Genomic DNA, 25,275 nt, shown 5'->3' with positions numbered 1-25,275 from the left:
TTAAGACTAGCCGTAAAGCTATCGAGTTAAAGCGGAAAATTTCGCTATGAAATATCGAGAAAAACGATTTATTCCAGAGAGCGCCAAGGACTGGCTGCCAACGCGACGATGGCGCGACGAGGGAGAGGGACGCCCGCGTGGGCAGGCGTCCCACAGCGATCAGTCGAACAGTTTGGAGAAGAAGCCTTTCTCGTCTCGGTCTTTGGCCTTGGCCGGCGCAGCGCTAGCCTTGGCGAGCGCCGGCTCGGGCGCCACCACCGGCTTGCCGGCGTACAGGTCCTCGACCTGGCTGGCGGCGCGCCGGCCACTGCGCAGGGCGCCTTCCAGGGTGCCGGGATAGAGCGCGTCGGTGTGCTCGCCGGCGAAGGCCAGGCGTTGCAGTGGCTGCTCCCAGAGCCGCCAGTGACGGCTGATCTGCCCCGGACCGAAGGCCAGGTAGGCGCCGCCGGTGCCCGGATCGGTGCTGTAGCGGCGGATTTCGTAACCGCTGTAGGCACCGCGCGCCTTCGGGTAGTACTCGTGCAGGCGGATCAGCACCTGATCGACCATCTGCCGGTCGCCGAAGGCCTGCAACAGGCGGGCGTTGTCGCCGGACAGGTTGATCACCACGTTGGCGCCGCCCTTCAGCGCCGGCTCGATCCACAGCATGCCCAGCCCCTGATCGCTGTAGATCTCGCCGGACAGGCGTGCCTTGCTCTCCCACACCGGGTGCTTGAACTTCAGCATGATCTGGTCGCGCCAGCCGTAGTTGGTACTTTTCAGCGCCGCCAGGTGCTTGGCGTCCAGCGCCGGGGTCAGCTGGATCTTCGCCAGCGCGCGCAGCGGCACGGCCAGCACCACGTAATCGGCCTGATAGCCGACCGTGCCGACCTTGACGGTCACGCCGTCCTTGTCCTGGGTGACGGCGGACACCCGCGCGTTGGTCTTGATGGTCTTCAGTTGCTTGACGAAGGCATCGGCCAGCACTGGGCTGCCACCGGGCAGACGGGCGGCGCGCAGGTCGCGGTCGTCGATCTTGCGGTAGACGCGCATCTGCTGCGCCAGATAGAGCAGCGACAGGCGCGAGGGCTCGTCATAGCGGGTGCGGATGCGCTGGTTCACCAGCTGGCGGGCGGTGGTCGGCAGCTGCAGCTTGTCCAGCCATTTCGCCACGGTAATCTGGTCGAGGGCGAACAGGGTGCTGTTGGCCGCCGGATTGAGCGGATCCTCGATCGAGGCCGCCAGGTCGTCGAGACTCTTGTCGACCCGCGCCAGCGCCTCGGCGGTGGCCGGCTGTTTCTCCTTGAGCTCGGCGGCGCTGAAGTACTGGCCACCGATCAGATAACTCGGCGTACGCACGAACTCCGGCGCCGGCAGGGTCTTCAGCTTGAACTGCTCGAGATAGCGATTGAGCACCGGCTGCGCCTTGCTGTTGCCGATCCATTCGCTGGTCGCCAGGCCGGAACGCCCGCCGACACTGGCCTTGGCCTCCAGCACGGTGACCTGCCAGCCCTTCTGCTGCAGCTCATAGGCGGCGGTCAGCCCCGCCAGACCGGCGCCGACGACTATGGCCGTCGGCTGCTTGTCCTTCGCCACCACCGTCAGGCTGAACAGCCCGAGCAGCACCCATGTTCCCGCACGCATCCATCCGGCCAGCATTCGACACCCCCACGCATGGCATTCCGTTATCGCAGACGCCCCGTCCGCTGTGGCGCAGGAGGATACGCCAGCGTCAGAGGGCGGGCCAGCCACCTCCGTCGGACATCCCGCGGTTGTCGCCCGGCGCCCCATTGCATAGGCTTGCGCATCTGTTTGCCGGGCAGCCGAAACTGCCCTCGCGCGCCGCCGCGAATCTTCGAGGAGAATCACCATGGGCCTGAACGATCAGTGGATGCAGCGCGACCTCGCGGTGCTCTGGCATCCCTGCACGCAGATGAAAGACCACGAGCGCCTGCCGCTGATCCCGATCAAGCGCGGCGAGGGGGTGTGGCTGGAAGACTTCGAGGGCAAGCGCTACCTCGACGCGGTCAGCTCCTGGTGGGTCAACGTCTTCGGCCACGCCAATCCACGGATCAACCAGCGTCTCAAGGACCAGCTCGAGCAACTCGAACACGTGATGCTCGCCGGCTTCAGCCACCCGCCGGTGATCGAGCTGTCCGAGCGTTTGGTGCAGATCACCCCGGCCGGCCTGGACCGGGTGTTCTACGCCGACAACGGCTCGTCGGGCATCGAGGTGGCGCTGAAGATGAGCTTCCACTACTGGCGCAACTGCGGCCAGGACGGCAAGAAGCGCTTCGTCACCCTGAGCAACAGTTACCACGGCGAGACCGTGGCGGCGATGTCGGTGGGCGACGTCGCGCTGTTCACCGAGACCTACAAACCGCTGCTGCTCGACACCCTCAAGGTGCCGAGCCCGGACTGCTACTACCGCCCGGAAGGCATGGGCTGGGAGGAGCACTCGCGCAACATGTTCGCCCACATGGAACAGTGCCTGGCCGCGCACCACCGGGAAGTCGCCGCGGTGATCGTTGAGCCGCTGATCCAGGGCGCCGGCGGCATGCGCATGTACCACCCGGTCTACCTCAAGCTGTTGCGCGAGGCCTGCGACCGCTACGGCGTGCACCTGATCCACGACGAGATCGCCGTCGGCTTCGGGCGCACCGGCACCATGTTCGCCTGCGAACAGGCCGGCATCACCCCGGACTTCCTGGTGCTGTCCAAGGCGCTGACCGGCGGCTACCTGCCGATGGCCGCGGTGCTCACCACCGACACCGTCTACCAGGCGTTCTACGACGACTACGACACCCTGCGCGCCTTCCTCCACTCGCACACCTACACCGGCAACCCGCTGGCCTGCGTGGCCGCGCTGGCGACCCTGGACATCTTCGCCGAGGACAACGTCATCGCGGCCAACCAGGCGCTGGCGACCAAGATGGCCAGCGCCACCGCGCACCTGGCCGAGCACCCGCACGTCGCCGAAGTGCGCCAGACCGGCATGGCCCTGGCCATCGAGATGGTCCAGGACAAGGCCAGCAAGACCGCCTACCCCTGGCAGGAGCGCCGCGGCCTGCAGGTCTTCCAGCATGCCCTGAGTCGCGGCGCGCTGCTGCGGCCGCTGGGCAGCGTGGTGTACTTCCTGCCGCCCTACGTCATCACTCCCGAGCAGATCGACTTCCTCGCCACGGTGGCCACCGAAGGCATCGACCTCGCCACCCGCAGCGCGGTCAGCGTCGCGGTGAGCAATTTCCACCCCAACCACCGAGATCCGGGATGAGACTGTCGCGCTTCTTTATCGATCAGCCCCTCGCCCTCGGCCAGCACGCGCTGCCCGAGGCCCAGGCCCACTACATCGGCCGCGTGCTGCGCCTGGCCGTCGGCGACACCGTGCAGCTGTTCGATGGCAGCGGCCAGGAGTTTCGCGGCGAGCTGATCGAAGTCGGCAAGAAGGTGGTGCGCGTCGAACTGCGCGAACAGTTCGCCGGCCTCGCCGAATCACCGCTGCGCATCCACCTTGGCCAGGGCCTGTCGCGCGGCGAGCGGATGGACTGGGCGATCCAGAAGGCCTGCGAACTCGGGGCGACCGAGATCACCCCGATCATCAGCGAGCGCTGTGAGGTGCGCCTCAAGGACGAACGCGCCGACAAGCGCCTGGCCCACTGGCGCCAGGTAGCGATCAGCGCCTGCGAGCAGTGCGGGCGCTCGGTGCTGCCGCTGATTCACCCGCCGGTGGCGCTGGCCGATTGGCTGCAGCAGGCCGAGGCCGTGCTCAAGCTGGTGTTGCACCCGGTCGCCGAGCCGCTGGCCAGTCACGCCAGACCGGCGTCCCTGGCCTTTCTGATCGGCCCGGAAGGTGGTCTGTCCGACGCCGAAGTCGAACAGGCCAAGGCCGCCGGCTACCACGCTGCCCGCCTCGGCCCGCGAGTGCTGCGCACCGAAACCGCGCCGGTGGTGGCGCTGAGCGTGGCGCAGCAGCTGTGGGGCGATTTCCTGTAGGCTGCCCGCGCGCCCTACACCCCGCGCAGCGCCAGACCCGCCAGAACCAGCAGCACCAGGCCGCACAGGGCGTGGCTGACACGCTGCCAGCATGGCGAGGCGTGGCGACGCAGCCAGTCAACCAATCCGGCGCAGAGAAAGCAGCTGAGCAAGGACGCCAGCATGAAGCCGGCGAAGAACACCAGCGCCTGCGCCTGGCTCGGCACACCGTCGACGATTCCCGCCAGGGCGCTGCCCAGCGCACCCCAGTACACCAGGTTCTTCGGGTTGGACAACGACAGCGCGGCACCGGCGGCGAAGGCGCCACGCGCCTGCGCGCCCGCCTCTTGTGCCGCCACTGGACGCCAGGCATCGCCGAAACTCTGCACGCCGAGCCACACCAGATAGGTCGCCGAGGCCAGCGTCAGCGGCAGCCGCAGGCCCTCCTGCGCGAGCAACAGCGCCAAGCCGGTAAGACCAATCAGCGCCCACAACGCATCGCCAATCAGCGAGCCGAACTGCACCAGCAACGCCGGCCGGAAGCCCCCCTTGAGCCCACGCCGCAGAGTCTCGGCCAGCACCGCCCCGGGCGACAGGCAGAACACGAAACCAAACAGTAGGGCAGCGAAGAACACGGCAGACATGGACAGCGACTCCGGCAACGGTGGTCGCGCCAGTGTCGCCCGCGCCGGGGCGTGGGAACTTGTACAGGATTGCGCGTCAGCCGCGCAGCGCGCGCTGGAAGCGCCCAGGCGATAGCCCGTAGGCGGCGCGAAAGTGCCGGTTCAGGTGGCTCTGGTCGGCGAAGCCGAGGGCATGGGCGGTCTCCGTGGCCGGTCGGCCGGCACGCAGCAGCGCCTGGGCGCGACAGGTGCGCAGTTGCATCGCCCATTGCCGCGGAGTGAGTCCGGTCTGCTGCTGGAAGCTGCGTAACAGGTGAAACTTCGACAGCCCCAGGTGGGCGGCCATGTCATCCAGGCTCGGCGCCTCCTGCAGGTGCGCGGCCAGCCACTCCTGCAGCCGCACCACCGGCCCGCGGCCGCTGGCCGCGCAGCTGGGCAGACGCACGTCGGCAGTCCGGGCGACCTCGCCGAGCAGCCGGATCAGGCGCTCCTCGCCACGCTCGCGCAGGAAAGGATCGGCGTGCAGCCCGGTCTCTACCGCCGCGGCCAGCGCTTCGGCAAGGCGCGGCAAGTGCCGCAGCGGACGGGCGAACTCCAGCGCGCCGAGCCCCAACGTCTGGGTCAGCTGTTCCGCCGTCACATAGAGACTGACGAAGTGCCAGGGCCGGTCCTCGGCCACGCCACCGCCCTGAATCTGCCCCGGATTGTAGGTGGTGATCGCGCCAGGACCGGCCGCGAAAGTGCGGCCGTCGAGCCAGATCTGTTCGTCGCCGCGCAAGTTGGCGCTGATTACGAATTCGTCATGGCTGTGCTTGTCGAACCGGTGCCCCGAACCGCCAGCGCTGGCCAGCTCTAAGGCGCCGAGCCGGGCATGCCGCAGCTGGGCCATGACCTCAGATCAGGCCGGCATCGGCCAGTTTCTGCTCAAGGCCGAGCAAGTCGGGAATCTTCACCACCGCCTCACCGAAGCGGACCGCATCCAGTTCCAGCGGCGCCAACGGCGCGTCGGCGCGCACCAGGCCGCTGTCGACTTTCAGCGCACGCGGAATGCCTTGCACCAGCAGGGCGAGGAACTTGACCCGCGGGCGGCCGCCCAGCGCATTGAGCACCACCACCCGCACGCCCGCACGGATTTGCGCCTGGCCGTCGGAGGCGGCCTCGAAGGACAGCAGCGGCAGGTTCAGATCACGCCAGGCAACCTGGCCGAGGAACCAGGCCGGCATGCCCGGGGTGACTTGCGGCGCGCGATAGGGAATCAGCTCGGCCACCGCCACGTTGGGCAGCAGCAGGGTGCGGTCGGCCAGCGGTAGCAGCAGCCCGGTGAGGCTGGTGACGCTGTTCGGGGTGGCGACGGCTTGGCTCATGAAAACTCCGCAATATGCATGTCAAAGGCGGCTCAGGCGCATTGCCCGGCCAGATGGTTCACCAGGGCCTCGGCCAGCTCGCGCGGGTCGCCGCTGAAGGCGCTGTAGCCGCCCTCGCGCAGGCTGTCCGGCATGCTCGCACAGACGCAGCTGTCGGCCCGCTGGGTCCAGATCGCCCCGCCCTGGCGGCGCACATAGGCGGCTGCGGCGCTGCCGTCGCTGCCCATTCCGCTGAACACGATCACCCCGCACTGGGCACCGAAATGCTGCGCCAGGTTGAGCATCATCTGGTCGATCGACGGGCTGTAGGGCTCCGGCCAGCCACGCTCGCCGACCTGCATCGCGCCGTCGTCGGCAAAGCCCAACTCATGCTGGATCGGCACCACCACCACCTCGCCGCAGCGCAGCGGATCGCCGTGGCGTACCGGGTTGACGTGCCACTGGCTGTGCCGCCCCACCGCCTGCGGCAGCGCCGCCTCGAAGCTGGCGTCGATATGCTGGGCGTAAATGAAACCGAGCGGCAGGCCGCCGGGCAAGGCATCGAGAAACGCCTTGACCGCTACCGGCCCGCCCAAGGAGGCGGCCAGCAGCCACACCTGACGCGCCGGCGCACCGGCCACCAGCGGCGTGTCGGCCAGCGCCTTGGGCAGCTCCAACCGGGTCGGCCGCTGCGCCTCGGCGAGCAGCGCCTCGAGGCTCGGCCCGACCGCCTGCGAGGGGTCGCCGACCAGGCGCTTGAGCTTGCCGACCAGGCGCCGCTCCCAGCGCGGATAATTCTCCGAATGGCGCTCCGGCGCATGGCCCTCGCCGAACAGCACCGGCGCGGCGGAGCGCTCGAGCAGGCTGTCGACCAGCGGCGAGTCCTCGGACTGCGCCAGGTCGACCAGCCAGAGGTCGGCGGCGCAGGCCGCCAAGGAGTCCTCGTCGAGGCGCGCCGGGTCGCTGTTGAGCACCACTTCGTAGCCATTGGCCGCCAGCGCCTGCTGCAGCACGTGGCGCTGCAGCGAGGTGTCGGCGAGCACGGCAATGCGTCCTGCGGTTTTATCCGTCATGTGCGTTTGACCAGTTGCGCGATGGTTTCAAGCAGCAGGGATTCCTGATACGGCTTGCCCAGGTACTCGTTGACGCCAATGTTCATCGCCCGCTCGCGGTGCTTCTCGCCGGTACGCGAGGTGATCATGATGATCGGCAGATCCTTGAGGCGCTCGTCGTGACGCACCAGTGCCGCCACCTCGAAGCCGTCCATGCGCGGCATCTCGATGTCCAGCAGCATGATGTCGGGCTTGTGCTCTTGCAGCTGGGTAATGGCGTCGACCCCGTCCTTGGCGGTCAGCACGTTCATGCCGTTGCGCTCGAGCAGGCGGCTGGTGACCTTACGCACGGTGACCGAGTCGTCCACCACCATCACCAGCGGCGGCCGCTCGACCTCCACCTCGACGCTCGGCGCGAGCAGGTGGGTGGTGCGCGGTTGCAGCTGGGTGAGCAGATGTGCGTGGAGCACGCGGATGGTCGCCAGCAGATCGAGAATCACCACCACCCGGCCGTCGCCGAGGATGGTGGCGCCGGAGATGCCATGCACGCTGGCGAACTGCGCGCCGAGACTCTTCACCACGATCTCCCGCGAACCGGCGAGGGAGTCGACCTGCACCGCCACCGCATGTTCGCTGGAGCGCACCAGGATCACCGGCAGCGGCAAACTCTGGCCGACCAGCTTGGGGTGCTGGCCGTTGTTCAGCAGGTCGCCGAGGTAGCGCAGCTCGTAGCTCTGCCCGGCGTACTCGAAGCGCGGGGCATCGGGCTGGTAATAAGCCTCCAGCTCGTAAGGCGAGACCCGCACGATGCCTTCGATGGTGTTCAGCGGGATGGCGTACAGGTCTTCGCCGGACAGTACCATCAGCGCACGGTTGACCGACACGGTGAACGGCAGGCGGATCAGGAAGCGGGTGCCTTCGCCCAGCGTCGAGTCGATGCTCATCGAGCCGCCGAGCTGCTTGACCTCGGAATGCACCACGTCCATGCCGACGCCGCGGCCGGAAATCTGCGTGACCTTCTCGGCGGTGGAGAAGCCGGACTCGAGGATGAACTGCAGCACCTCGTAGTCGGTGAGATCGGAGTCGGCATCCATCAGGCCGCGCTCGATGGCCTTGCGCCGCACCGCCTCGAGCTTGATGCCGCCGCCGTCGTCGCTGAGGGTCAGCACGATATCGCCGCCCTCGCGGCCCAGGCTCAGGCGAATGCTGCCCTGCTCCGACTTGCCGGCGGCGCGGCGCACCTCGGCCGGCTCGATACCGTGGTCGACGGCATTGCGCAGCATGTGTTCGAGCGGCGCAACGATGCGTTCCAGCACGGTGCGATCCATCTCGCCGTCGGCGTTGCCGACGATGAACTCCACCTGCTTGCCCAACTCGCTGGCGACCTGGCGGACGATGCGGCGCAGACGCGGCACCAGGCGGTCGAACGGCACCATGCGGGTACGCATCAGGCCTTCCTGCAGCTCGGTATTGACCCGCGCCTGCTGCAGCAGCAGGGTTTCGGCGTCGCGGTTGCGCGCCGCCAGGGTTTCCTTCAGGTCGAGCAAGTCGGAGGACGACTCGAACAGCGCCCGCGACAGCTGCTGCAGCTGCGAGTAACGGTCCATCTCCAGCGGGTCGAAGTCCTCGTAACCGGCGCGCTCGGCCTCGGCCTGGTAGCGGCTGAGGATCTGCGCCTGGGTCTCGGTGTCCAGGCGGCGCAGCTGATCGCGCACCCGGTCGATGGTGGCTTCCATCTCGCTGAGGGTGAAGCCGAAGTCGCTGACCTGCTGCTCGACCCGGCCGCGGAAGATCGACGTCTCACCGGCCAGATTGACCAGGCCCTCGAGCAGCTCCGCCGGCACTTTGACCAGCTCCTGCGGGGCACGGCGGGCGGCGGCTTCCTGGGCCGCCTCCTGGGCGCGGCGGACGAACGGCAACACCTTGGTCTCGCTGACCTGGGCCGGCGCTTGGCTGGCGGCGATGATCGGCGTCGCCAATGTCGTCGGCAGCGGCCCACCCACCTCGGTAGGCCGCGGCTCGGTGGCGGGCGCATTCACGCCCGCGGCCGGCAAGCTGGCGTCCAGGCGTTGACGCAGTTCGTCCAGTTCGCGCTGCAGGCCCTCGAAGCCGGACTGCACATCGAGGAACAGGCTTTCCGGCCAGGGCGCGCCCTGCTGCTGGGCCTCGGTCAGGTGCTGCTCGAGATCATGGGTCAGGTCGCCCAGGCGTTTCTGCCCAGCCAGCCGCGCCCCGCCCTTGAGGGTGTGCAGGATGCGCAGCAGGTAATCGATGGCGCCGCCATCCTCGCGGGCCTCTTCCCAGCGGCCGATGCTGGCTTCCATCTCTTCCAGCAGGTCGTCGCCTTCCTCGAGGAAGATATCGAGGATGTCGGCTTCGGCCTCCTCGTCCGGCGTTTCGACCGCCTTCAGCTGGACACTGCGCGGTACCCCCAACTGTTCCGCCGGGTTGCTGCGGAAATGCCGGATGGCCTCGATCAGCGCGTTGCCGTCGGCCAGTGGGCGCTGGCCGCGCACCGCGTCGAGCATGGCGGCCAGGCTGTCATGGCAGCGCTGCAGCAGGGCGAACAGGCTGGCACTGGCGCGCAGGCGACCGTTGCCGAGGTCTTCGTAGAGGAATTCCAGCTCGTGGGCGAGATCGCCGATCTCGCGGATCTCGGCCATCCGCGCGCCGCCCTTGAGGGTGTGCAGGTCGCGTTGCAGCGATTCCACCTCGAGGGTGTTGTCGCTGTCGGCCATCCAGCGCTGCAAGGCGGCGCCGGAACTGTCGATGATGTCGAAGCCTTCTTCGAGGAAGATCTCCACCAGCTCGGGATCGCGCTCGTCCTGCAGCGGCGCCGGGCTCGCGACGCCGGCCGGCGTAGCGAATGGCGGTTCATCGGCAGCAGCGGGCTCAGGCGCGGCAGCGACGGCCTCGCCCTCCGTCCAGCTTGGCGCGACCAGCTCGTCAGAAGCGGCCTCGGCTACAGATTCGGCTTCCGGCCAGCCCTCCTGCTCGAGTGGCAGCGAGTCATCAGGCGCCGCGGCGAAGTCCACCGCCTCACCGGCTTCGGGCAGATCCTGGGCCAGCAAGACCGCCAGCGCTGGCGTCTCCTCGACCACCGGCAACGACGGCAGCGGCGACTCGCTTTCCGCCTCAAGCGCTGGCTCGGCTTCGGCTTCGGCTTCGGCTTCGGCTTCGGCTTCGGCTTCGGCTTCGGCTTCGGCTTCGCAATCAGGTTGCGGCATCGTCGCAGCAGCCGCCAAGCTGGCTGCACCACCCTGGCGGAAGCTGCGAATGGCCTGCACCAGGTCCATCGGCTCGGCCAATGGCCGCTGGCCTTGCAACTGCTCGAGCAGCACGGCGAGACGGTCGTGACTCTGCTGCAGCAGGGCGGCCAGCGCCGGTGAATAGTTGTAGCGGCGATCCACCAGACCTTCGTAGAGGGACTCCAGCTCATGGGCCAGGTCGCCGATCGGGCGGATCTCGGCCATCCGCGCGCCGCCTTTGAGGGTATGCAGGTCGCGCTGCAGCGAGGACAGGGCCAGATGGTTGGCCGGTTCGGCGAGCCAGCGCTCCAGGGCCTGGCCGGCGCTGTCGAGGATGTCCACCGCCTCTTCGAGGAAGATCGCCACCATTTCCTCGTCCAGCGGGTCCTGGATGCGGGTGGGCGCCGGCTCGTCGAGCGCGAATGCCGCTTCGTCCCAGGTCAATCCACCCGCTTCGCCGGCCGAGCGGGCCGCCGGCCCGTCCAGCGCCCACTGCGCCAGCTCCAGCTCGGCGGTGGCGCTATCCAGTTCGGTAATCTGCAGGCCACCGTCGTTATCCATCGACAGCAGGGCCAGGGTGCGCGGATCCAGCGCCTCATCGAGCAGCGCGCGCAAGGCGGCGACACGCTCCGGCTGGGCGCTGACCTGCAAGCCGGCGGCGACCTGATCCATCATGCCGATCAGCGCTTCGTGGGCACTCTCGGCCTCGCTGAAGAAGCGCTCGCTGACCGCCAGGCGACCCTCTTCGACGGTGCCATAGAGGTCCAGCAAGGCTTCACAGAGTTCGTCGATCTGCGGCAGCTCGGCCATCTCGGCACCGCGCCCCAGGGTGGTCAGCTCCTCCAGCAGGGCGCTCAGCTCCTGGCGCTCGGCGGGGTGCTCGCGCCAACGGCGCAGCAGATCCTCGGCATCCAGCAGGATGTCCATGCCTTCGGCGAGGAAGATGCTGATCAGCTGCGGATCGCGACTCTCGTTCGACTCGCCCTGACGCGTCGCCTGGGCGGCCTCCAGCCGCTCGTGATGCAGCTGCTGGACGCGCTCGAGCAGCTCGGCAGCCCCGAGGATCGGCGCCAGCGGCTGACTGGCCAGCTGCTCCAGACCCAGGCGGAACAATTGTTCGGCACTGTGCAGCAGTTCGGCTTCGGCCAGGTCCATGGGCAGCAGGTTGGCCTTGAACTCCTTGACCAGCTTTTCCAACGGCGTGGCGATTTCCGCCACCGGCAGAATCCCAGCCATGGAGGCGCTGCCCTTGAGGGTGTGCAAGGCGCGCTGCAGGTCGTCGGTCACCGGCTGCGGCAGTTCCTGGGCGCAGTCGGCAAGGAACGCCACCAGGGTGTCGAGATGGGTTTCCGCCTCGTTGCGGAAAATCTCGATCAGTTGGGGATCGAGCACTTCGCCCGCGCTTTCCTCGCCCACGGCAGCCGCCACCTCAGCCTCGGCGACGGGGGCCGGTTGGACAGCCGCGGCTTCAGCCTTGGCCAGGCTCAGCCCCTTGGCCAGGGCGTAGGCGCTGGCGGCCAGTTGGTCGACATCGTCGCGCTGGCGCTGGGCCTTGGCGGCAAACTCGGCAAGCAACGCCGGCATCAGCTCGGCGACGGCGCCGACCAGTTGCAGCACCTCGTCACTCGGCACAATGCTGCGATCCAGCACGCGATTGAGCAGGTTCTCGATCGACCAGGCCAATTCGCCGATGATCAGCGCGCGCACCATGCGACCGCTGCCCTTGAGGGTGTGGAACGCCCGGCGGACTTCGCTCAGCGCACCCTTGTCGTCGCGCTCGGCCTGCCAGCGTGGCAAGTATTCGCCGAGGGTTTCCAGCACCTCGTCGACTTCCTCGACAAAGACTTCCCGCAGCTCGTCATCGATCGCTTCTTCGTCGGCCGGCGGTGGCAGCAGGCTGAGCGGTACGTCCTGAGCCGGCGGGTTGATGGCCTGCACCGGTGCGGCCATCACTTCGGCGACCGACAGCGGTTTGCTCTCAGGCTCGATCAGCTGCGTGACGGTCGGCAGGGCGCTGGGCAGCTCGACTTCCGGCAGATCCAGCTCGCTCAGGTCGACCGTGCTCCAGTCCGGCGGGGTCTCCTCGAGCGCGGCCAGGCTCAGCTCTTCCAGCTCCAGGCTGAGGTCCGCTGCGGGCGCTCCCACCTCGAACGGTTCCAGCTCAGGCAGGGGCTCAAGCCCGGCCAGCGTGTCGTCCACGAGGTCCAGTTCAACAACATCGAACGCCTCGGGTTCGGCCGACTCCCAGTCCAGCTCGGTCGGCTCTTCTGCCTCGCTGACAGGCTCGGCCAGCGCCTCGTCCAACGCGGCCAGAGTCAGCGCCTCATATTCCGCCTGCGAGCGAGCGTCGAGGTTGAAGTCGATCAGGCTGTCGTTGTCGACCAGTTGCCAGCCATCCTCGAGTGGCTGCAACTCGGCCAACGGCAAGGCCTCGTCGGCGCTGGCCTGGGCCATTGCGCCTGGCAGCTCGCCAAGGTCAAAGTCGAGATCGCCGCCGAGGTCCGGGAGCGCCAGCTCTTCGCTTGGCGCCGACTCGCTGGGGGCGAAGGTGTCCAGCGGCTCGTCCTGCAGCACCTCGATGTCCTGCAGCGGATCGGCCAATGGCGCCGGCTGGGCGACAGGCTCGACCCGGTCGAGAATCGACGGTTTTTGCTTCAGCGGATAACCGAGGCTTTCCAGGCTTTCCTCGGCCACGTCGAGGATCAGATCGCCCTGGCTGGCGTGGTCCTCGCTCAGGCGTTCGAGGTAATACTCGACGCTGGTAATGGCATCGGCGAGGGTGTCGAGGTGGTGCCAGTTCGGCACCGCCTTGCGCGCCAGCAGCTGCTCCTGGATATAGCGGGTGCAGGCATTCAGCAGTTCGGCCGCACGGCTCAGCGGAATCATTGCCAGCCCGCCGCGCACCTGGGTCAGCAGCTCCGGTACCCGGGCCAGGTGCTCGTGGTTCCATTGCGAGGCGATGAACTCGATGATCGCGTCCTTGGCCTGCTCCAGACCGGTGCGCGCTTCCTTGATCACCAGCTGGTGAATCTGCGCCACATCGGTGGTTGGCAGGTGACTTTCCTCGCGGCCGCCATCGTCGCTCGGGCCGACCATCCCAGCCAGGGTCGCCTCGACATACAACAGCGCGCCGGCGACATCCATCAGCAGCGCATCGCTCGGCTCGCGCTGGCCGAGGGACAGACCATGGACCACGTCGATCTGATCGAGAATGACCTTACGCGGCTGGCCGAAACCGAGCACCGCCAGGGTATCGGCGATCTGCTTGAGCGGCGCCAACAGGCCATCCAGCTCGGCGACGCGCTGGCGATCGCTGCGCACAAACAGGTCGAGGCTGTCCTTGACCCGCACCAGCTCTTCGCACAATGCGGTCACCACCGAACGCATGGCATCGCGGTCGGGGCCGGCGAGGCGGGCGCGCTCTTCGTCGACCTCGGCGCTATCCAGCAAGGCCTCGTCGAGGCGGTACTGTGCCTTGAGGGCACGGATGCGCGGCGATTGCGCCGGCGCCTTGGCCACGTAGAACAGCAGGTTCTTGATCAGCTCGTCCGGGGCGGCCTGGTTGATGCCATCGGCGCCCTGTTCGAGCAGGCGCTTGAGCTCTTTATCGACCTGGCGCAGCAAGGTGCGCACCGAAGTGCCATTGACCACGCTGCCGTTGGCCAGGCCTTCGACCAGGCCCGAGGCGATCAGCCACAGCGGGCCGAGCGGCGCCTCTTTGCACAGCAGCTCGAGGCGGGCGAACACCCGCGCCATATAGCCCAGGTTGGTCGCCAGGTCGTGATTGCGGATCACCCCGACCAGCGCCATCTGCAACATTTGCCGCAGCTTGCGCAGCAGCACCGGCAGTTCGGCGGTGCGCAATTGCGCCAGCGACTCATGCGACAGCTGCGGCAGGGGGCTGGCGATCTCCGGCGAAAACAGACTGGTTTCCGAGAGCAGGTTCTCGCCACGGGCGGCGCGCAGGTCATTCAGCAGCGGCAGCACCACCAGCGGCAAGTCGCGGCGAGCGGTCTGGATCCGTTCGAGGTAGGCCGGCAATTGCAGAATCGCCTGCATCAGCACTTCCAGGGCCTCGCCCTGGTTGCCGACGCGACCGTCCATCAGCGCCTTGGCCAGTTGCTCCATTTCCTCGGCCAGCAAAGCCGCACCATAGAACTCGACCATCTGCAGCGTGCCATGGACCTGATGCACATAGGTCAGGCAGAAGCGCATGCGCGTCGAGTCCTGCGGGCTCTCGACGAACGCCTCGAGCGCTTGCCGTGCCTGCTTCAGCGTTTCCGCGATCTCGCCCTTGACCCACTCCAGGGCGACATAATCGTGCCGATCACCCATAGCCACTCCGCTCATAACCTTGTGTTACCCCTTCCGGGTAAAAGCCAGCACTCGTTCATCGGCCACCGGCACTAGGTCCGGATGTTGCCAACCGACCACTTCCCCGACCCCGATCACCAGTAGACCACCCGGCGCCAGGCGCTCGGCCAGGCGGTTGAGGATCTCGCGGCGGCGCCAGCGGCGGAAATAGATCAGCAAGTTCTGACAGAAGATGACATCCATACCGGATAGCGGCGCCTTGGCCAGCTCCAGCACATTGAGCCGGGCGCAGCACACCCGCGCCGCCAGACTCGGTACTACCTTGAAGCGTCCATCGGCTTGAGGCAGGAAATAACGCTGACACAGCTCCAGGTCCAGCGCTTCCAGACGACGGGCGCTATACAGCCCGGCTTGCGCCTTGCTCAGCGCATTGAGACTGATGTCGGTGGCGGTGACCCCGAACTGCGCCGAGCTGTCGGCGGCGCGCAGCACTTCGGCGGCACTGATCGCCAGGGAATAAGCCTCTTCGCCACTGGAACAGCCGACGCTCCACAACGCCAGCGGGCGCTCGCCCAAACGTGCGGGCAAATATTCCGCGAGCAGTTCGAAAGATGCCCGATGGCGAAAGAAGCGGGTTTCCTGCACGGTCAGGCGATCCAGCAGGGTCGACCACTCCAGCGCGCCACGCGGCCCGTCGGTAACCCGACGGTAGTAATCGGCGTAGTCGTCGACCCCCAGCTCGCGCATGCGCGCACTCAGGTTGGTCTGCAGGAAGGCTCGGCGCTGTTCGCTGATCACCACACCGGTGCGTTCTTCGAGCAACGTCTGCCAATCATGGAACTCCGCCGCCGACATGTCGGCCAGCGGCTTCAAGGCCCAGACTACGCTTGGCTGCATGCCGTGCCCCTCGCCCTCGCTCATGACCATTATGCGGCGGCCTTGGCGGCCACCGCGTCCCTATGCTCAGGCCGGTTCCGTGGCTTCTGGCAGGGTGAAACCGGACACCGAGCGGCGCATTTCGCTGGCCATCTTGGCCAGATTACCGATGCTCTTGGCGGTGGCGGTGGTACCCGAGGAAGTCTGCGAGGTGATTTCCTGAATCACGTTCATGGTGTTGGAAATGTGGCCGGCCGAGGAGGCCTGCTGACGGGCGGCGTTGGAGATGTTCTGAATCAAGGCCGCGAGGGTCTTGGATACCTTTTCGATCTCCTCCAGGGCCACCCCGGCGTCCTGCGCCAGACGGGCACCGCGGACCACTTCCGAGGTGGTCTGCTCCATCGAGATCACCGCTTCGTTGGTGTCGGTCTGAATGGTCTTGACCAGCGCCTCGATCTGCTTGGTCGCCGCCGAGGAACGTTCTGCCAGGCGCTGGACCTCGTCCGCTACCACGGCGAAGCCGCGGCCGGCGTCGCCGGCCATGGACGCCTGGATCGCGGCGTTGAGGGCGAGAATGTTGGTTTGGTCGGCAATGTCGTTGATCAGGCTAACGATGTCACCGATCTCCTGGGACGATTCACCGAGGCGCTTGATCCGCTTCGAAGTGTCCTGGATCTGCTCACGGATGTTATCCATGCCGGTGATGGTGTTGTGCACCACCTCGTTGCCCTTGTTGGCGATGGCTACGGAGCGTTCCGCTACCGCCGAAGACTCGGAGGCGTTAGCCGATACCTGGTCAATCGACACCGCCATCTCGTTGATCGCCGCGGAGGCGCCGGCAATTTCCTGGGCCTGGTGCTCGGAGGCTTCGGCCAGGTGCATCGCCGTGGCCTGGGTTTCCTGGGCTGCGGCAGCCACCTGCACGGCGGTCTGGTTGATGGTCAGCACCAGGTCGCGCAGCTGGTCGATCGAGTAGTTGATCGAGTCGGCGATGGCGCCGGTGAAGTCTTCGGTTACCGTTGCCGCTACCGTCAAGTCACCGTCGGCGAGGTCGGCGATTTCGTCGAGCAGACGTAGGATCGCCGCCTGGTTACGCTCGTTCTTCTCGGCGGTTTCCGCCAGGCGCGAACGGGTGCTCTGCACCATCACCAGACCGATAAGGATGATCGAGGCCAGGGCCAGGGCGCCCAGCACATAACCGGCCAGGGTGTTCAGGTGACGCCCACCGGCCAGGTTCTCGAAGCCGGCGGCGAGGCTGGAGGCCTTGTCCAGCAGGGTCTGCGAGCCGGTAAAAATGTTGTTGGCGGATTCCCGCACCTGGAACAGTTCCGGCGATGTCTCGAGAATCTCGTCCACCGAACCGGAAACGAATTCGAACAGCTCGGAGATCTCGCCCAGCCGCTCCAGCGCTTCGCTGTCGCTGACCTTGGTGATCTTCATCGCCGCGTTGCCTTCGACCATGGCCTTGAGCACCCGGCCGAACAGGCTGGCGTCACGGCCGAACATGTCGGCGGCCTGCACCGAATCGGCGTCACCGGCCAGCACCTTGTTCACCGAACCGAGAATCCGTTCGGCCAGCAGCGACTGACGCTGGGCGACGGAAACCTGGTCGGCCGGCGCGCCGCTTTCGAGGAGGATATCGACCACCTCTTCGTACTCGACCTGCAGCTGCGGAATGGTTTCCGCCAGGGTTGCCGCTACCTGGTGCAGGGACAGCACGGTCTGTTCGCTGGCCAGAATGGCGTCGGAGTTTTTCCGCAGGCTATCCCAGTCCTGCTGCACGGCGGCCATTTCGGCCTGCACCGCCGCCGGTGCCGACGGCAACCCAGTGGACTCATCGCCGCTGACCAGGATGTTCCAGCGCTTCTCGAAGTCGTTACGCGCGTCTTTGAGCAAGGCGAAGGCCTCGGCCTTACCGGCCGCCGCTTCGGTGGCGTTCTTCGCGATCCGCTGGGAGAGTACGCGCAGCTCACCGGAGTGGCTGATGTACTCCTTGTCGTAGTTCGACTGCGTGTTGAGGTAGGCGAAGTTGGCGAACAACAGCACGATGGACACGATCAGGACGATGAAGAGCCCCGCGATCAGCGTGCTGCTGCGCATACCTGCCAATAGACTGCCTGCATTGAGTTTTTTCATTATCGGGCCCCCGCCTGGACCAACCGCACTACGATTCCCATGTAACGTCAAAAGGCCGGCAACGCCGACCCCACCGAAAATCTGTCAGACCGCCACGTCAAGGAAGCCCTGATGCTGCGCCAGCGCATGTGGGCTGAATACCAGCCAGGGCTGCTCGCGCTGGAACACACCATAAATGAAGGGTGCAATGGCCGCTTCGAGCGGCGGCAACTGCTCGGAAAAGCTGTTCACCGGAAAGTGCTGCATGCCGAATACTTCGTCGACGGTCAGCCCGGCGAAAACCTCCTGATGGTCGACCACCAGGACCCGCCGTTGCTTGCGCAGTGGCGACAGCTCGTGACCGAAGAAGCCGCATAGGTCCATCACCGGCAACAGTCGGCCGCGCACATTGGCCACGCCCTTGACCCAGCTTTTCACCCCGGGCAACAGCGTGAAGCGCGGCTCATGCAGAACTTCACCGACTTCCCCCATCGGCGCGACGAACAGCTGCTCGCCCATGCGAAAACCGATACCGCTCCAGGTCTGCACCAGCGCCTGCTGCGACGGCAAGCCTGCCGCCAACAGCCGACAACGCTGGTCGATCTCGAAGAGAAGCTGAAAGGGAGTTTGCGTGTCCGCCATGCCGGCCAGGGCCTTCTTCTTATAGTTTTAGCAACGGACCGATCGGGCTTTAGCCGACCAGCACCGCATTCAGGGTGCTCAGCAACGTGTCCTCATCCACCGGCTTGGTCAGGTAGTCGCGCGCCCCCTGGCGCTTGCCCCAGACCTTGTCGGTTTCCTGATCCTTGGTGGTGACGATGATCACCGGAATGTGGCTGGTGTCGGCATCCTTGGTCAGCTGCCGGGTTGCCTGGAAGCCATTCAGCCCCGGCATGACGATATCCATCAGCACCGCATCGGGCTTTTCCTGGCGGGCCAGGGCCACGCCGTCGGCGCCATTCTCCGCCTTGAGTACCTGATGGCCATGTTTCTCGAGCATGGCGGTGAGCTTGTACATCTCGGTCGGCGAGTCATCAACAATCAGAATTCGAGCCATGGTCTTCCCCATACAAAAGGCATCAACGGCCAAGCGGCCGGATATCAGGAGGCTTGTTCTACCGGAATGAAATCGGGTACATGAGCCTTGATCGCGCCCAGCAGCTCTTCCTTGCTAAAAGGCTTGGTGAGGTATTGGTCGGAGCCGACAATGCGGCCCTTGGCCTTGTCGAACAACCCGTCCTTGGAGGACAGCATGATCACCGGCGTGGATTTGAACGCACTGTTGTTCTTGATCAACGCGCAGGTCTGATAACCGTCGAGGCGCGGCATCATGATGTCGACAAAGATAATGCTGGGGTGGGTATCGGCGATCTTGGCCAGCGCATCGAAGCCATCGACTGCAGTGATGACATCACACCCCACTTTCTTGAGCAGAGTTTCGGCGGTGCGACGAATCGTCTTGGAGTCGTCGATCACCATGACCCTCAAACCTTCGGAATGCTGTTCCATGTTTGCCCTACCATCGCCTCGGTGAGTCGTTATTTTTGCGTTATATCAGTGCGCCTGAGGCCCTGTCACCGATGGGCTACAACCCAATCGTCGGGCCTTTTTAACACAGTCTCCGAACGCAAGCTATAAGCCTCGGAGCGCCTAGCCGCCCCTTGACCGCGAACCTGCGCGGCGCCACCCTGACGCCTCAATCTTCACTGTCTCGGCAGCCCGTGCTGCCGCCTTTTCCGTTGCGGAGGATTCACCCCATGAGCGTTCGCCTTGGCATAGTCATGGACCCCATTGCGCGCATCGCCTTCAAGAAGGACAGCTCGCTGGCCATGTTGCTCGCCGCCCAGGCCCGCGACTGGTCGCTGTTCTACATGGAACAACAGGACCTTTATCAAGTGGCTGGCGAGGCCCGTGCGCGCATTCGCCCACTCAAGGTGTTCGCCGATCCGCAGCACTGGTTCGAACTCGGCGAGGAAAGCGACATCGCCCTCAGCGAACTGGACGTGATCCTGATGCGCAAGGATCCGCCGTTCGACATGGAGTTCGTCTATTCCACCTACCTGCTGGAACAGGCCGAGCGCGCCGGCGTACTGGTGGTCAACCGTCCGCAGAGTCTGCGCGACTGCAACGAAAAGTTGTTCGCCACCCTGTTCCCCCACTGCACGCCGCCGACAGTGGTCAGCCGCAGGCCAGACATTCTGCGCGAGTTTGCCGATCAGCATCGTGACATCATTCTCAAACCCCTGGATGGCATGGGCGGATCTTCGATCTTCCGTCATCGCGAAGAGGATCCCAATCTCTCGGTGATTCTCGAAACCCTGACCGCCCACGGCACCCAGCAGATCATGGCCCAGGCCTACCTGCCGGCGATCAAGGACGGCGACAAGCGCATCCTGATGATCGACGGCGAACCGGTACCCTACTGCCTGGCGCGCATTCCCGCCGCCGGCGAAACCCGTGGCAACCTGGCCGCCGGCGGGCGCGGCGAGGCGCGGCCGCTGACCGAGCGCGACCGCTGGATCGCCGCCCAGGTCGGGCCGACCCTGCGCGAGAAGGGCCTGCTGTTCGTCGGCCTGGACGTGATCGGCGACCATCTGACTGAGATCAATGTCACCAGCCCGACCTGCATCCGCGAGATCGACAATGCCTTCGACACGCGCATCGGCGAGCACCTGATGGACGCCATCGCCGCCAAACTGGCGCAGCGTTGAGCCAGGCGATTGCGGATGACGGGCGTCTGCTCAAGCCGCGCAGTGCTTCATAGACTTTTCGCCGAGCGCTCGGCAGACTGCGCGGCAACCTGAACCGACCCGATCCGCGATGAACGCAGCCGCTACTCCGCCCGAATTCCCTGCCACCGGCGTGCGCCCGGCGGATCGCCTGGGCTTTACCCTGTTCATCGCCGCCGCGCTGCACCTTGCGCTGTTGCTCGGCGTCGGCTTCACCCTGGTCGAGCCCAGCCAGCTCAGCAAGACCCTGGAAATCACCCTGTCCACCTTCAAGAGCGAGAAGAAGCCCAAGCAGGCGGACTTCCTCGCCCAGGACAACCAGCAGGGCAGCGGCACCCTGGAGCACAAGGCCAAGCCGAAGACCACCGTGCAGGCGCCGTTCCAGGACACCGAGGTCAAACGCGTGACACCACCCGCCGCACCGCCGCCCAGCGCCCAGCAGGTGGCGCCGAAAGCGGCGGTCGCCACGCGCAAACCGCAACCGCAGAAGACTCCAGTCAAACGCGAGCAGACCAAGCCGGCACCGCAGCCGAGCACGGCGCCGACCTTCGACAGCGCGCAATTGTCCGCGGAAATTTCCAGCCTCGAGGCCGAACTGGCGAATGAGCAGCAGCTCTATGCCAAGCGCCCGAAGATCCACCGCCTGAGCGCCGCCTCGACCATGCGCGACAAGGGCGCCTGGTACAAGGAGGAATGGCGCAAGAAGATCGAACGCATCGGCAACCTCAACTACCCGGAAGAGGCACGCCGCCAGCAGATCCACGGCAACCTGCGCCTGCTGGTGTCGATCAACCGCGACGGCAGCCTCTACGAGGTGCAGCTGCTCGAGTCCTCCGGTCAGCAGGTGCTCGACCAGGGCGCCATGCGTATCGTGCGCCTGGCCGCGCCGTTCGCGCCGTTCACCGGCGATCTGGCCGACATCGATCGCCTGGAAATCATCCGCACCTGGCGCTTCGAGCGCGGCGACCGCCTGTCGAGCAACTGAGCCCGGCTTGTCAGGGGGGGCGCCCTGCGCCCACACTACACTCATGAAAGACGCCGCCCCCAGCTATCTCAAGCATCACTTCCTGATCGCCATGCCGCACATGGCCGATCCGAACTTCGCGCAGACCGTCACCTACCTGATTGAACACAACGCCGAAGGCGCCATGGGCCTGGTGATCAACCGCCCCAACGGCCTCAACCTTGCCGACGTGCTCGAACAACTGCGCCCCGACGACACCCCCTCGGCCCGCAGCCAGAGCCAGCCGATCTACGCCGGCGGCCCGGTGCAGAGTGACCGCGGCTTCGTCCTGCACCCGGCCGGCGTACAGTTCCAAGCGACCCTGGAGCTCGGCGAGCTAGCGCTGTCGACCTCGCAGGACGTGCTGTTCGCCATCGCCGACGGCAGCGGCCCGACGAAAAGCCTGATCGCCCTCGGCTATGCCGGCTGGGAAGCCGGACAACTGGAGGCTGAACTGGTGGACAACGTCTGGCTGACCTGCCCGGCGGACAGCCACATCCTCTTCGACCTGCCCCATGAGCAGCGTCTGAATGCCGCCGCCGAGCGCCTGGGGGTCAACCTCAGCCTGCTGACCTCGCAGGCCGGCCACGCCTGATGAGCACGAGCACGGCCAAGCCCCTGCGTCTGCTGCTGGGTTTCGATTACGGCAGCAAACAGATCGGCGTCGCGGTCGGTCAGGTCGTCACCGGCCAGGCCCGTGAGCTGTGCGTGCTGAAGGCGCAAAACGGTGTGCCCGACTGGCAGAAGGTCGAGGCGTTGATTCGCGAATGGCAGCCCGACGCCCTGGTGGTCGGTCTGCCGCTGAACATGGATGGCAGCCCGAGCGAGATGAGCGAGCGAGCGGAAAAATTCGCCCGCCGCCTGCATGGCCGCTTCAACCTGCCGGTGCACACCCACGACGAACGCCTGACCACCTTCGAAGCCAAGGGCCAGCGCCTGGCCCAGGGCCAGCGCGGCGGCTACCGCGACAACCCGGTCGATGCCCTGGCCGCCGCCCTGCTGCTGCAGGGCTGGCTGGAACAACACCTGTAACCTGGACCGCGAACAGTGGCCGCGTGCGGCAAAGCGCCTAAGCTTGCCGCGCATGCTCGCCACCCACCCAAGGAGCGCCCATGAACCTACCCACGCCCGCCGCACTGCTGCCGCAAATGGCCGCGGTGCTGAACCAGCACCTGCTCGACCGGCAGATCGCCGCGCCGCGCTTCATCGGCATCCACACCGGCGGCGTATGGGTCGCCGAGGCCCTGCTCCAGGCCCTCGGCCGCGATGACGAGCTGGGCGTGCTGGACGTGTCCTTCTACCGCGACGACTTCACCCAGAGCGGCCTGCACCCGCAGGTGCGCCCCTCGGCTCTGCCCTTCGAGGTCGAAGGCCAGCACCTGGTGCTGATCGACGACGTACTGATGAGCGGGCGCACCATCCGCGCCGCCCTCAACGAACTGTTCGACTATGGCCGCCCCGCCAGCGTGACCCTGGTCTGCCTGCTCGACCTGAATGCCCGCGAGCTGCCGATCCGCCCGGATGTGGTCGGCGCCACCCTGTCGCTCGCCCCCCACGAGCGGATAAAATTGCTCGGCCCCGCGCCGCTGCGCCTCGAGCAGAAAACCCTCGCACCCGCCGCCAACTGAGAATCTCCGCGATGACGCCGATTGACGCCAAGCGCCCGCTGCAGCTCAACGACCAAGGCCAGCTGCGCCACTTCCTCACCCTCGACGGCCTGTCCCGCGAGCTGCTGACCGAACTCCTCGACACCGCCGACTCCTTCCTCGAAGTCGGCGCCCGCGCGGTGAAGAAGGTCCCGCTGCTGCGCGGCAAGACCGTGTGCAACGTGTTCTTCGAGAACTCCACGCGCACCCGCACCACCTTCGAGCTGGCCGCCCAGCGGCTGTCCGCCGACGTGATCACCCTCAACGTCTCCACCTCCTCGACCAGCAAGGGCGAGACGCTGTTCGACACCCTGCGCAACCTCGAAGCCATGGCCGCCGACATGTTCGTCGTGCGCCACGCCGACTCCGGCGCGGCACACTTCATCGCCGAGCACGTCTGCCCGGACGTGGCGATCATCAACGGCGGCGACGGCCGCCATGCGCACCCGACCCAGGGCATGCTCGACATGCTCACCATCCGCCGCCACAAGGGCGACTTCGAGAAGCTCTCGGTGGCCATCGTCGGCGACATCCTGCACTCGCGGGTGGCGCGTTCGAACATGCTGGCGCTGAAGACCCTCGGCTGCCCGGACATCCGCGTGATCGCGCCGAAGACCCTGCTGCCGATCGGCCTCGAGCAGCAGTACGGCGTGCGCGTCTTCACCGATGCCAATGAAGGCCTCAAGGACGTCGACGTGGTGATCATGCTGCGCCTGCAGCGCGAACGCATGCAGGGCGGCCTGCTGCCCAGCGAGGGCGAGTTCTTCCGCCTCTACGGCCTGACCACCCAGCGCCTGGCGCTGGCCAAGCCGGACGCCCTGGTGATGCACCCGGGGCCGATCAACCGCGGTGTGGAAATCGAATCGGCGGTGGCCGACGGCCCGCAGTCGGTGATCCTCAACCAGGTCACCTACGGCATCGCCGTGCGCATGGCGGTGCTGTCGATGACCATGAGCGGGCAGAGCGCCCAACGGCAACTGAAGCAAGACTCCGAGGAGCACAACTGATGCGCACCCAGATCCTCGGCGCCCGCGTCATCGACCCGAGCAGCGGCCTCGACCAAGTCGCCGATCTGTACCTGCAGGACGCCAAGATCGCCGGCATCGGCCAGGCCCCGACCGGCTTCGTCGCCGAACAGCGCCTCGACGCCCAGGGCCTGATCGCCGCTCCCGGCCTGGTCGACCTGAGCGTTGCCCTGCGCGAGCCGGGCTACAGCCGCAAGGGCACGATCGCCAGCGAAACCCTGGCCGCCGCCGCCGGCGGCATCACCAGCCTGTGCTGCCCGCCGCTGACCAAGCCGATCCTCGACACCCCGGCGGTCGCCGAGCTGATCCTCGACCGCGCCCGCGAAGCCGGACACGCCAAGGTCTACCCCATCGGCGCGCTGAGCAAGGGCCTGGGCGGCGAGCAGCTGGCCGAACTGGTGGCCCTGCGCGACGCCGGCTGCGTGGCCTTTGGCAACGGCCTGCAGCAGTTCGGCAACCACCGCACCCTGCGCCGTGCCCTGGAATACGCGGCGACCTTCGACCTCTGCGTGGTGTTCCACTCGCAGGACCGCGACCTGGCCGAAGGCGGCCTCGCCCACGAAGGCCCGACCGCCAGCTTCCTCGGCCTCGCCGGGATTCCCGAGAGCGCGGAAACCGTGGCCCTGGCCCGTGACCTGCTGCTGGTCGAGCAGAGCGGCGTGCGCGCGCATTTCAGCCAGCTCACCAGCGCGCGCGGTGCCGAACTGATCGCCCAGGCCCAGGCCCGCGGCCTGCCGGTGAGCGCCGACGTGGCGCTGTACCAGCTGATCCTCACCGACGAGGCGCTGGTCGACTTCTCCAGCCTCTACCACGTGCAGCCACCGCTGCGCAGCCTCAGCGACCGCGACGGCCTACGCCAGGCGGTCAAGGCCGGGGTGATCCAGGCCATCGCCAGCCACCACCAGCCGCACGAGCCAGACGCCAAACTGGCGCCGTTCGCCGCCACCGAGCCCGGCATCAGCAGCGTCGAGTTGTTCCTGCCGCTGGCCATGAGCCTGGTGCAAGACGGCCTGCTCGACCTGCCGACCCTGCTCGCGCGCCTCAGCAGCGGCCCGGCCGCAGTCCTGCGCCTGCCGGCCGGTCGGCTCGCGCTCGGCCAGCCGGCCGACCTGGTGCTGTTCGATCCCGCGGCCTCGACCCTGGCCGGCGAGCACTGGTACTCCAAGGGCGGCAACTGCCCGTTCATCGGCCATTGCCTGCCTGGCGCCGTGCGCTACACCCTGGTCGACGGGCACCTCAGTTACCAGGCCTGAGGCGCCTCGTGGCGCACTAAAAAGCCCGCTCACTCGAGCGGGCTTTGCCCATCCAGCGGCTTGGGTATGCAGGAGTGAATTCATTCGCGATAAAGGC

At 66.7% G+C, this 25,275-nt stretch carries 19 protein-coding genes and 1 pseudogene; 9 read left to right on the top strand and 11 right to left on the bottom strand.

Going from position 1 to position 25,275, the window contains the following annotated elements:
* Positions 1-165: 165 nt before the first annotated feature.
* Positions 166-1,638: pseudogene (locus D3880_RS01585) on the bottom strand (flavin monoamine oxidase family protein); the annotation flags it as partial.
* Positions 1,639-1,849: 211 nt separating this feature from the next.
* Between D3880_RS01585 and D3880_RS01580 the strand changes: the two are divergent.
* Together D3880_RS01580 and D3880_RS01575 are read left to right on the top strand one after the other, a co-directional pair.
* Positions 1,850-3,253 (top strand): adenosylmethionine--8-amino-7-oxononanoate transaminase, encoded by a 1,404-nt coding sequence (locus tag D3880_RS01580; protein ID WP_119891789.1) that lies wholly within the window; start codon positions 1,850-1,852, stop codon positions 3,251-3,253.
* A complete protein-coding gene (locus D3880_RS01575) occupies positions 3,250-3,972 on the top strand; it encodes a 16S rRNA (uracil(1498)-N(3))-methyltransferase (RefSeq protein WP_119891788.1) in 723 nt (240 codons plus the stop codon). The genes D3880_RS01580 and D3880_RS01575 overlap by 4 nt, the downstream gene beginning before the upstream one ends.
* Before the next feature lie 14 nt (positions 3,973-3,986).
* Here the strand turns inward: D3880_RS01575 and D3880_RS01570 are convergent, their stop codons facing one another.
* The 10 genes from D3880_RS01570 to pilG all read right to left on the bottom strand — a co-directional run bounded on the left by D3880_RS01570 (position 3,987) and on the right by pilG (position 19,031).
* Positions 3,987-4,595 carry a LysE family transporter gene (locus D3880_RS01570; RefSeq protein WP_119891787.1) on the bottom strand — a complete coding sequence of 203 codons (609 nt, stop codon included), beginning with the start codon at positions 4,593-4,595 and terminating at the stop codon, positions 3,987-3,989.
* Between the two features lie 76 nt (positions 4,596-4,671).
* Entirely contained in the window at positions 4,672-5,463 is a 792-nt protein-coding gene (locus tag D3880_RS01565; RefSeq protein ID WP_119891786.1) for an AraC family transcriptional regulator, read from the bottom strand.
* A 4-nt stretch (positions 5,464-5,467) separates the two neighbouring features.
* Positions 5,468-5,938, bottom strand: a complete 471-nt coding sequence (locus D3880_RS01560; protein WP_119891785.1) for a chemotaxis protein CheW — start codon at positions 5,936-5,938, stop codon at positions 5,468-5,470.
* A gap of 32 nt (positions 5,939-5,970) precedes the next feature.
* Complete coding sequence (locus D3880_RS01555; protein ID WP_119891784.1) at positions 5,971-6,990, bottom strand: chemotaxis protein CheB; 1,020 nt, start codon at positions 6,988-6,990, stop codon at positions 5,971-5,973.
* Entirely contained in the window at positions 6,987-14,552 is a 7,566-nt protein-coding gene (locus D3880_RS01550) for an Hpt domain-containing protein (protein ID WP_119891783.1), read from the bottom strand. The genes D3880_RS01555 and D3880_RS01550 overlap by 4 nt, the downstream gene beginning before the upstream one ends.
* A gap of 24 nt (positions 14,553-14,576) precedes the next feature.
* Positions 14,577-15,428: a CheR family methyltransferase gene (locus D3880_RS01545; protein WP_119895647.1), complete on the bottom strand. Its 852-nt coding sequence runs from the start codon at positions 15,426-15,428 to the stop codon at positions 14,577-14,579.
* 66 nt (positions 15,429-15,494) lie between these two features.
* Positions 15,495-17,543, bottom strand: coding sequence for a methyl-accepting chemotaxis protein (locus D3880_RS01540; RefSeq protein WP_119891782.1), 2,049 nt, complete (start codon positions 17,541-17,543; stop codon positions 15,495-15,497).
* Positions 17,544-17,627: 84 nt separating this feature from the next.
* Positions 17,628-18,164 carry a chemotaxis protein CheW gene (locus D3880_RS01535; RefSeq protein WP_119891781.1) on the bottom strand — a complete coding sequence of 179 codons (537 nt, stop codon included), beginning with the start codon at positions 18,162-18,164 and terminating at the stop codon, positions 17,628-17,630.
* Between the two features lie 49 nt (positions 18,165-18,213).
* Positions 18,214-18,579 carry a twitching motility response regulator PilH gene (gene pilH, locus D3880_RS01530; RefSeq protein WP_119895646.1) on the bottom strand — a complete coding sequence of 122 codons (366 nt, stop codon included), beginning with the start codon at positions 18,577-18,579 and terminating at the stop codon, positions 18,214-18,216.
* Between the two features lie 44 nt (positions 18,580-18,623).
* Positions 18,624-19,031, bottom strand: a complete 408-nt coding sequence (gene pilG / locus D3880_RS01525; RefSeq protein WP_119891780.1) for a twitching motility response regulator PilG — start codon at positions 19,029-19,031, stop codon at positions 18,624-18,626.
* A gap of 248 nt (positions 19,032-19,279) precedes the next feature.
* Between pilG and gshB the strand changes: the two genes are divergently transcribed.
* The 7 genes from gshB to D3880_RS01490 all read left to right on the top strand — a co-directional run bounded on the left by gshB (position 19,280) and on the right by D3880_RS01490 (position 25,178).
* Positions 19,280-20,233 (top strand): glutathione synthase, encoded by a 954-nt coding sequence (gshB, locus tag D3880_RS01520; protein ID WP_119891779.1) that lies wholly within the window; start codon positions 19,280-19,282, stop codon positions 20,231-20,233.
* 109 nt (positions 20,234-20,342) lie between these two features.
* The gene (locus D3880_RS01515; protein WP_119891778.1) at positions 20,343-21,236 is read left to right on the top strand and encodes an energy transducer TonB; all 894 of its coding nucleotides are present in this window, start codon (positions 20,343-20,345) and stop codon (positions 21,234-21,236) included.
* 43 nt (positions 21,237-21,279) lie between these two features.
* The gene (locus D3880_RS01510; RefSeq protein WP_119891777.1) at positions 21,280-21,849 is read left to right on the top strand and encodes a YqgE/AlgH family protein; all 570 of its coding nucleotides are present in this window, start codon (positions 21,280-21,282) and stop codon (positions 21,847-21,849) included.
* Positions 21,849-22,286 carry a Holliday junction resolvase RuvX gene (gene ruvX, locus D3880_RS01505; protein ID WP_119891776.1) on the top strand — a complete coding sequence of 146 codons (438 nt, stop codon included), beginning with the start codon at positions 21,849-21,851 and terminating at the stop codon, positions 22,284-22,286. The genes D3880_RS01510 and ruvX overlap by 1 nt, the downstream gene beginning before the upstream one ends.
* An 80-nt stretch (positions 22,287-22,366) precedes the next feature.
* Positions 22,367-22,882, top strand: a complete 516-nt coding sequence (gene pyrR / locus D3880_RS01500) for a bifunctional pyr operon transcriptional regulator/uracil phosphoribosyltransferase PyrR (RefSeq protein ID WP_119891775.1) — start codon at positions 22,367-22,369, stop codon at positions 22,880-22,882.
* Between the two features lie 11 nt (positions 22,883-22,893).
* Entirely contained in the window at positions 22,894-23,907 is a 1,014-nt protein-coding gene (locus D3880_RS01495; RefSeq protein WP_119891774.1) for an aspartate carbamoyltransferase catalytic subunit, read from the top strand.
* Positions 23,907-25,178, top strand: coding sequence for a dihydroorotase (locus D3880_RS01490; RefSeq protein ID WP_119891773.1), 1,272 nt, complete (start codon positions 23,907-23,909; stop codon positions 25,176-25,178). The genes D3880_RS01495 and D3880_RS01490 overlap by 1 nt, the downstream gene beginning before the upstream one ends.
* Positions 25,179-25,275: the final 97 nt, after the last annotated feature.

The organism is Pseudomonas cavernae, assembly GCF_003595175.1.
Lineage (GTDB): Bacteria > Pseudomonadota > Gammaproteobacteria > Pseudomonadales > Pseudomonadaceae > Aquipseudomonas > Aquipseudomonas cavernae.
The sequence above is the reverse complement of the archived record's forward strand: the minus strand, read 5'-3'. Positions and strand labels throughout refer to the sequence as shown.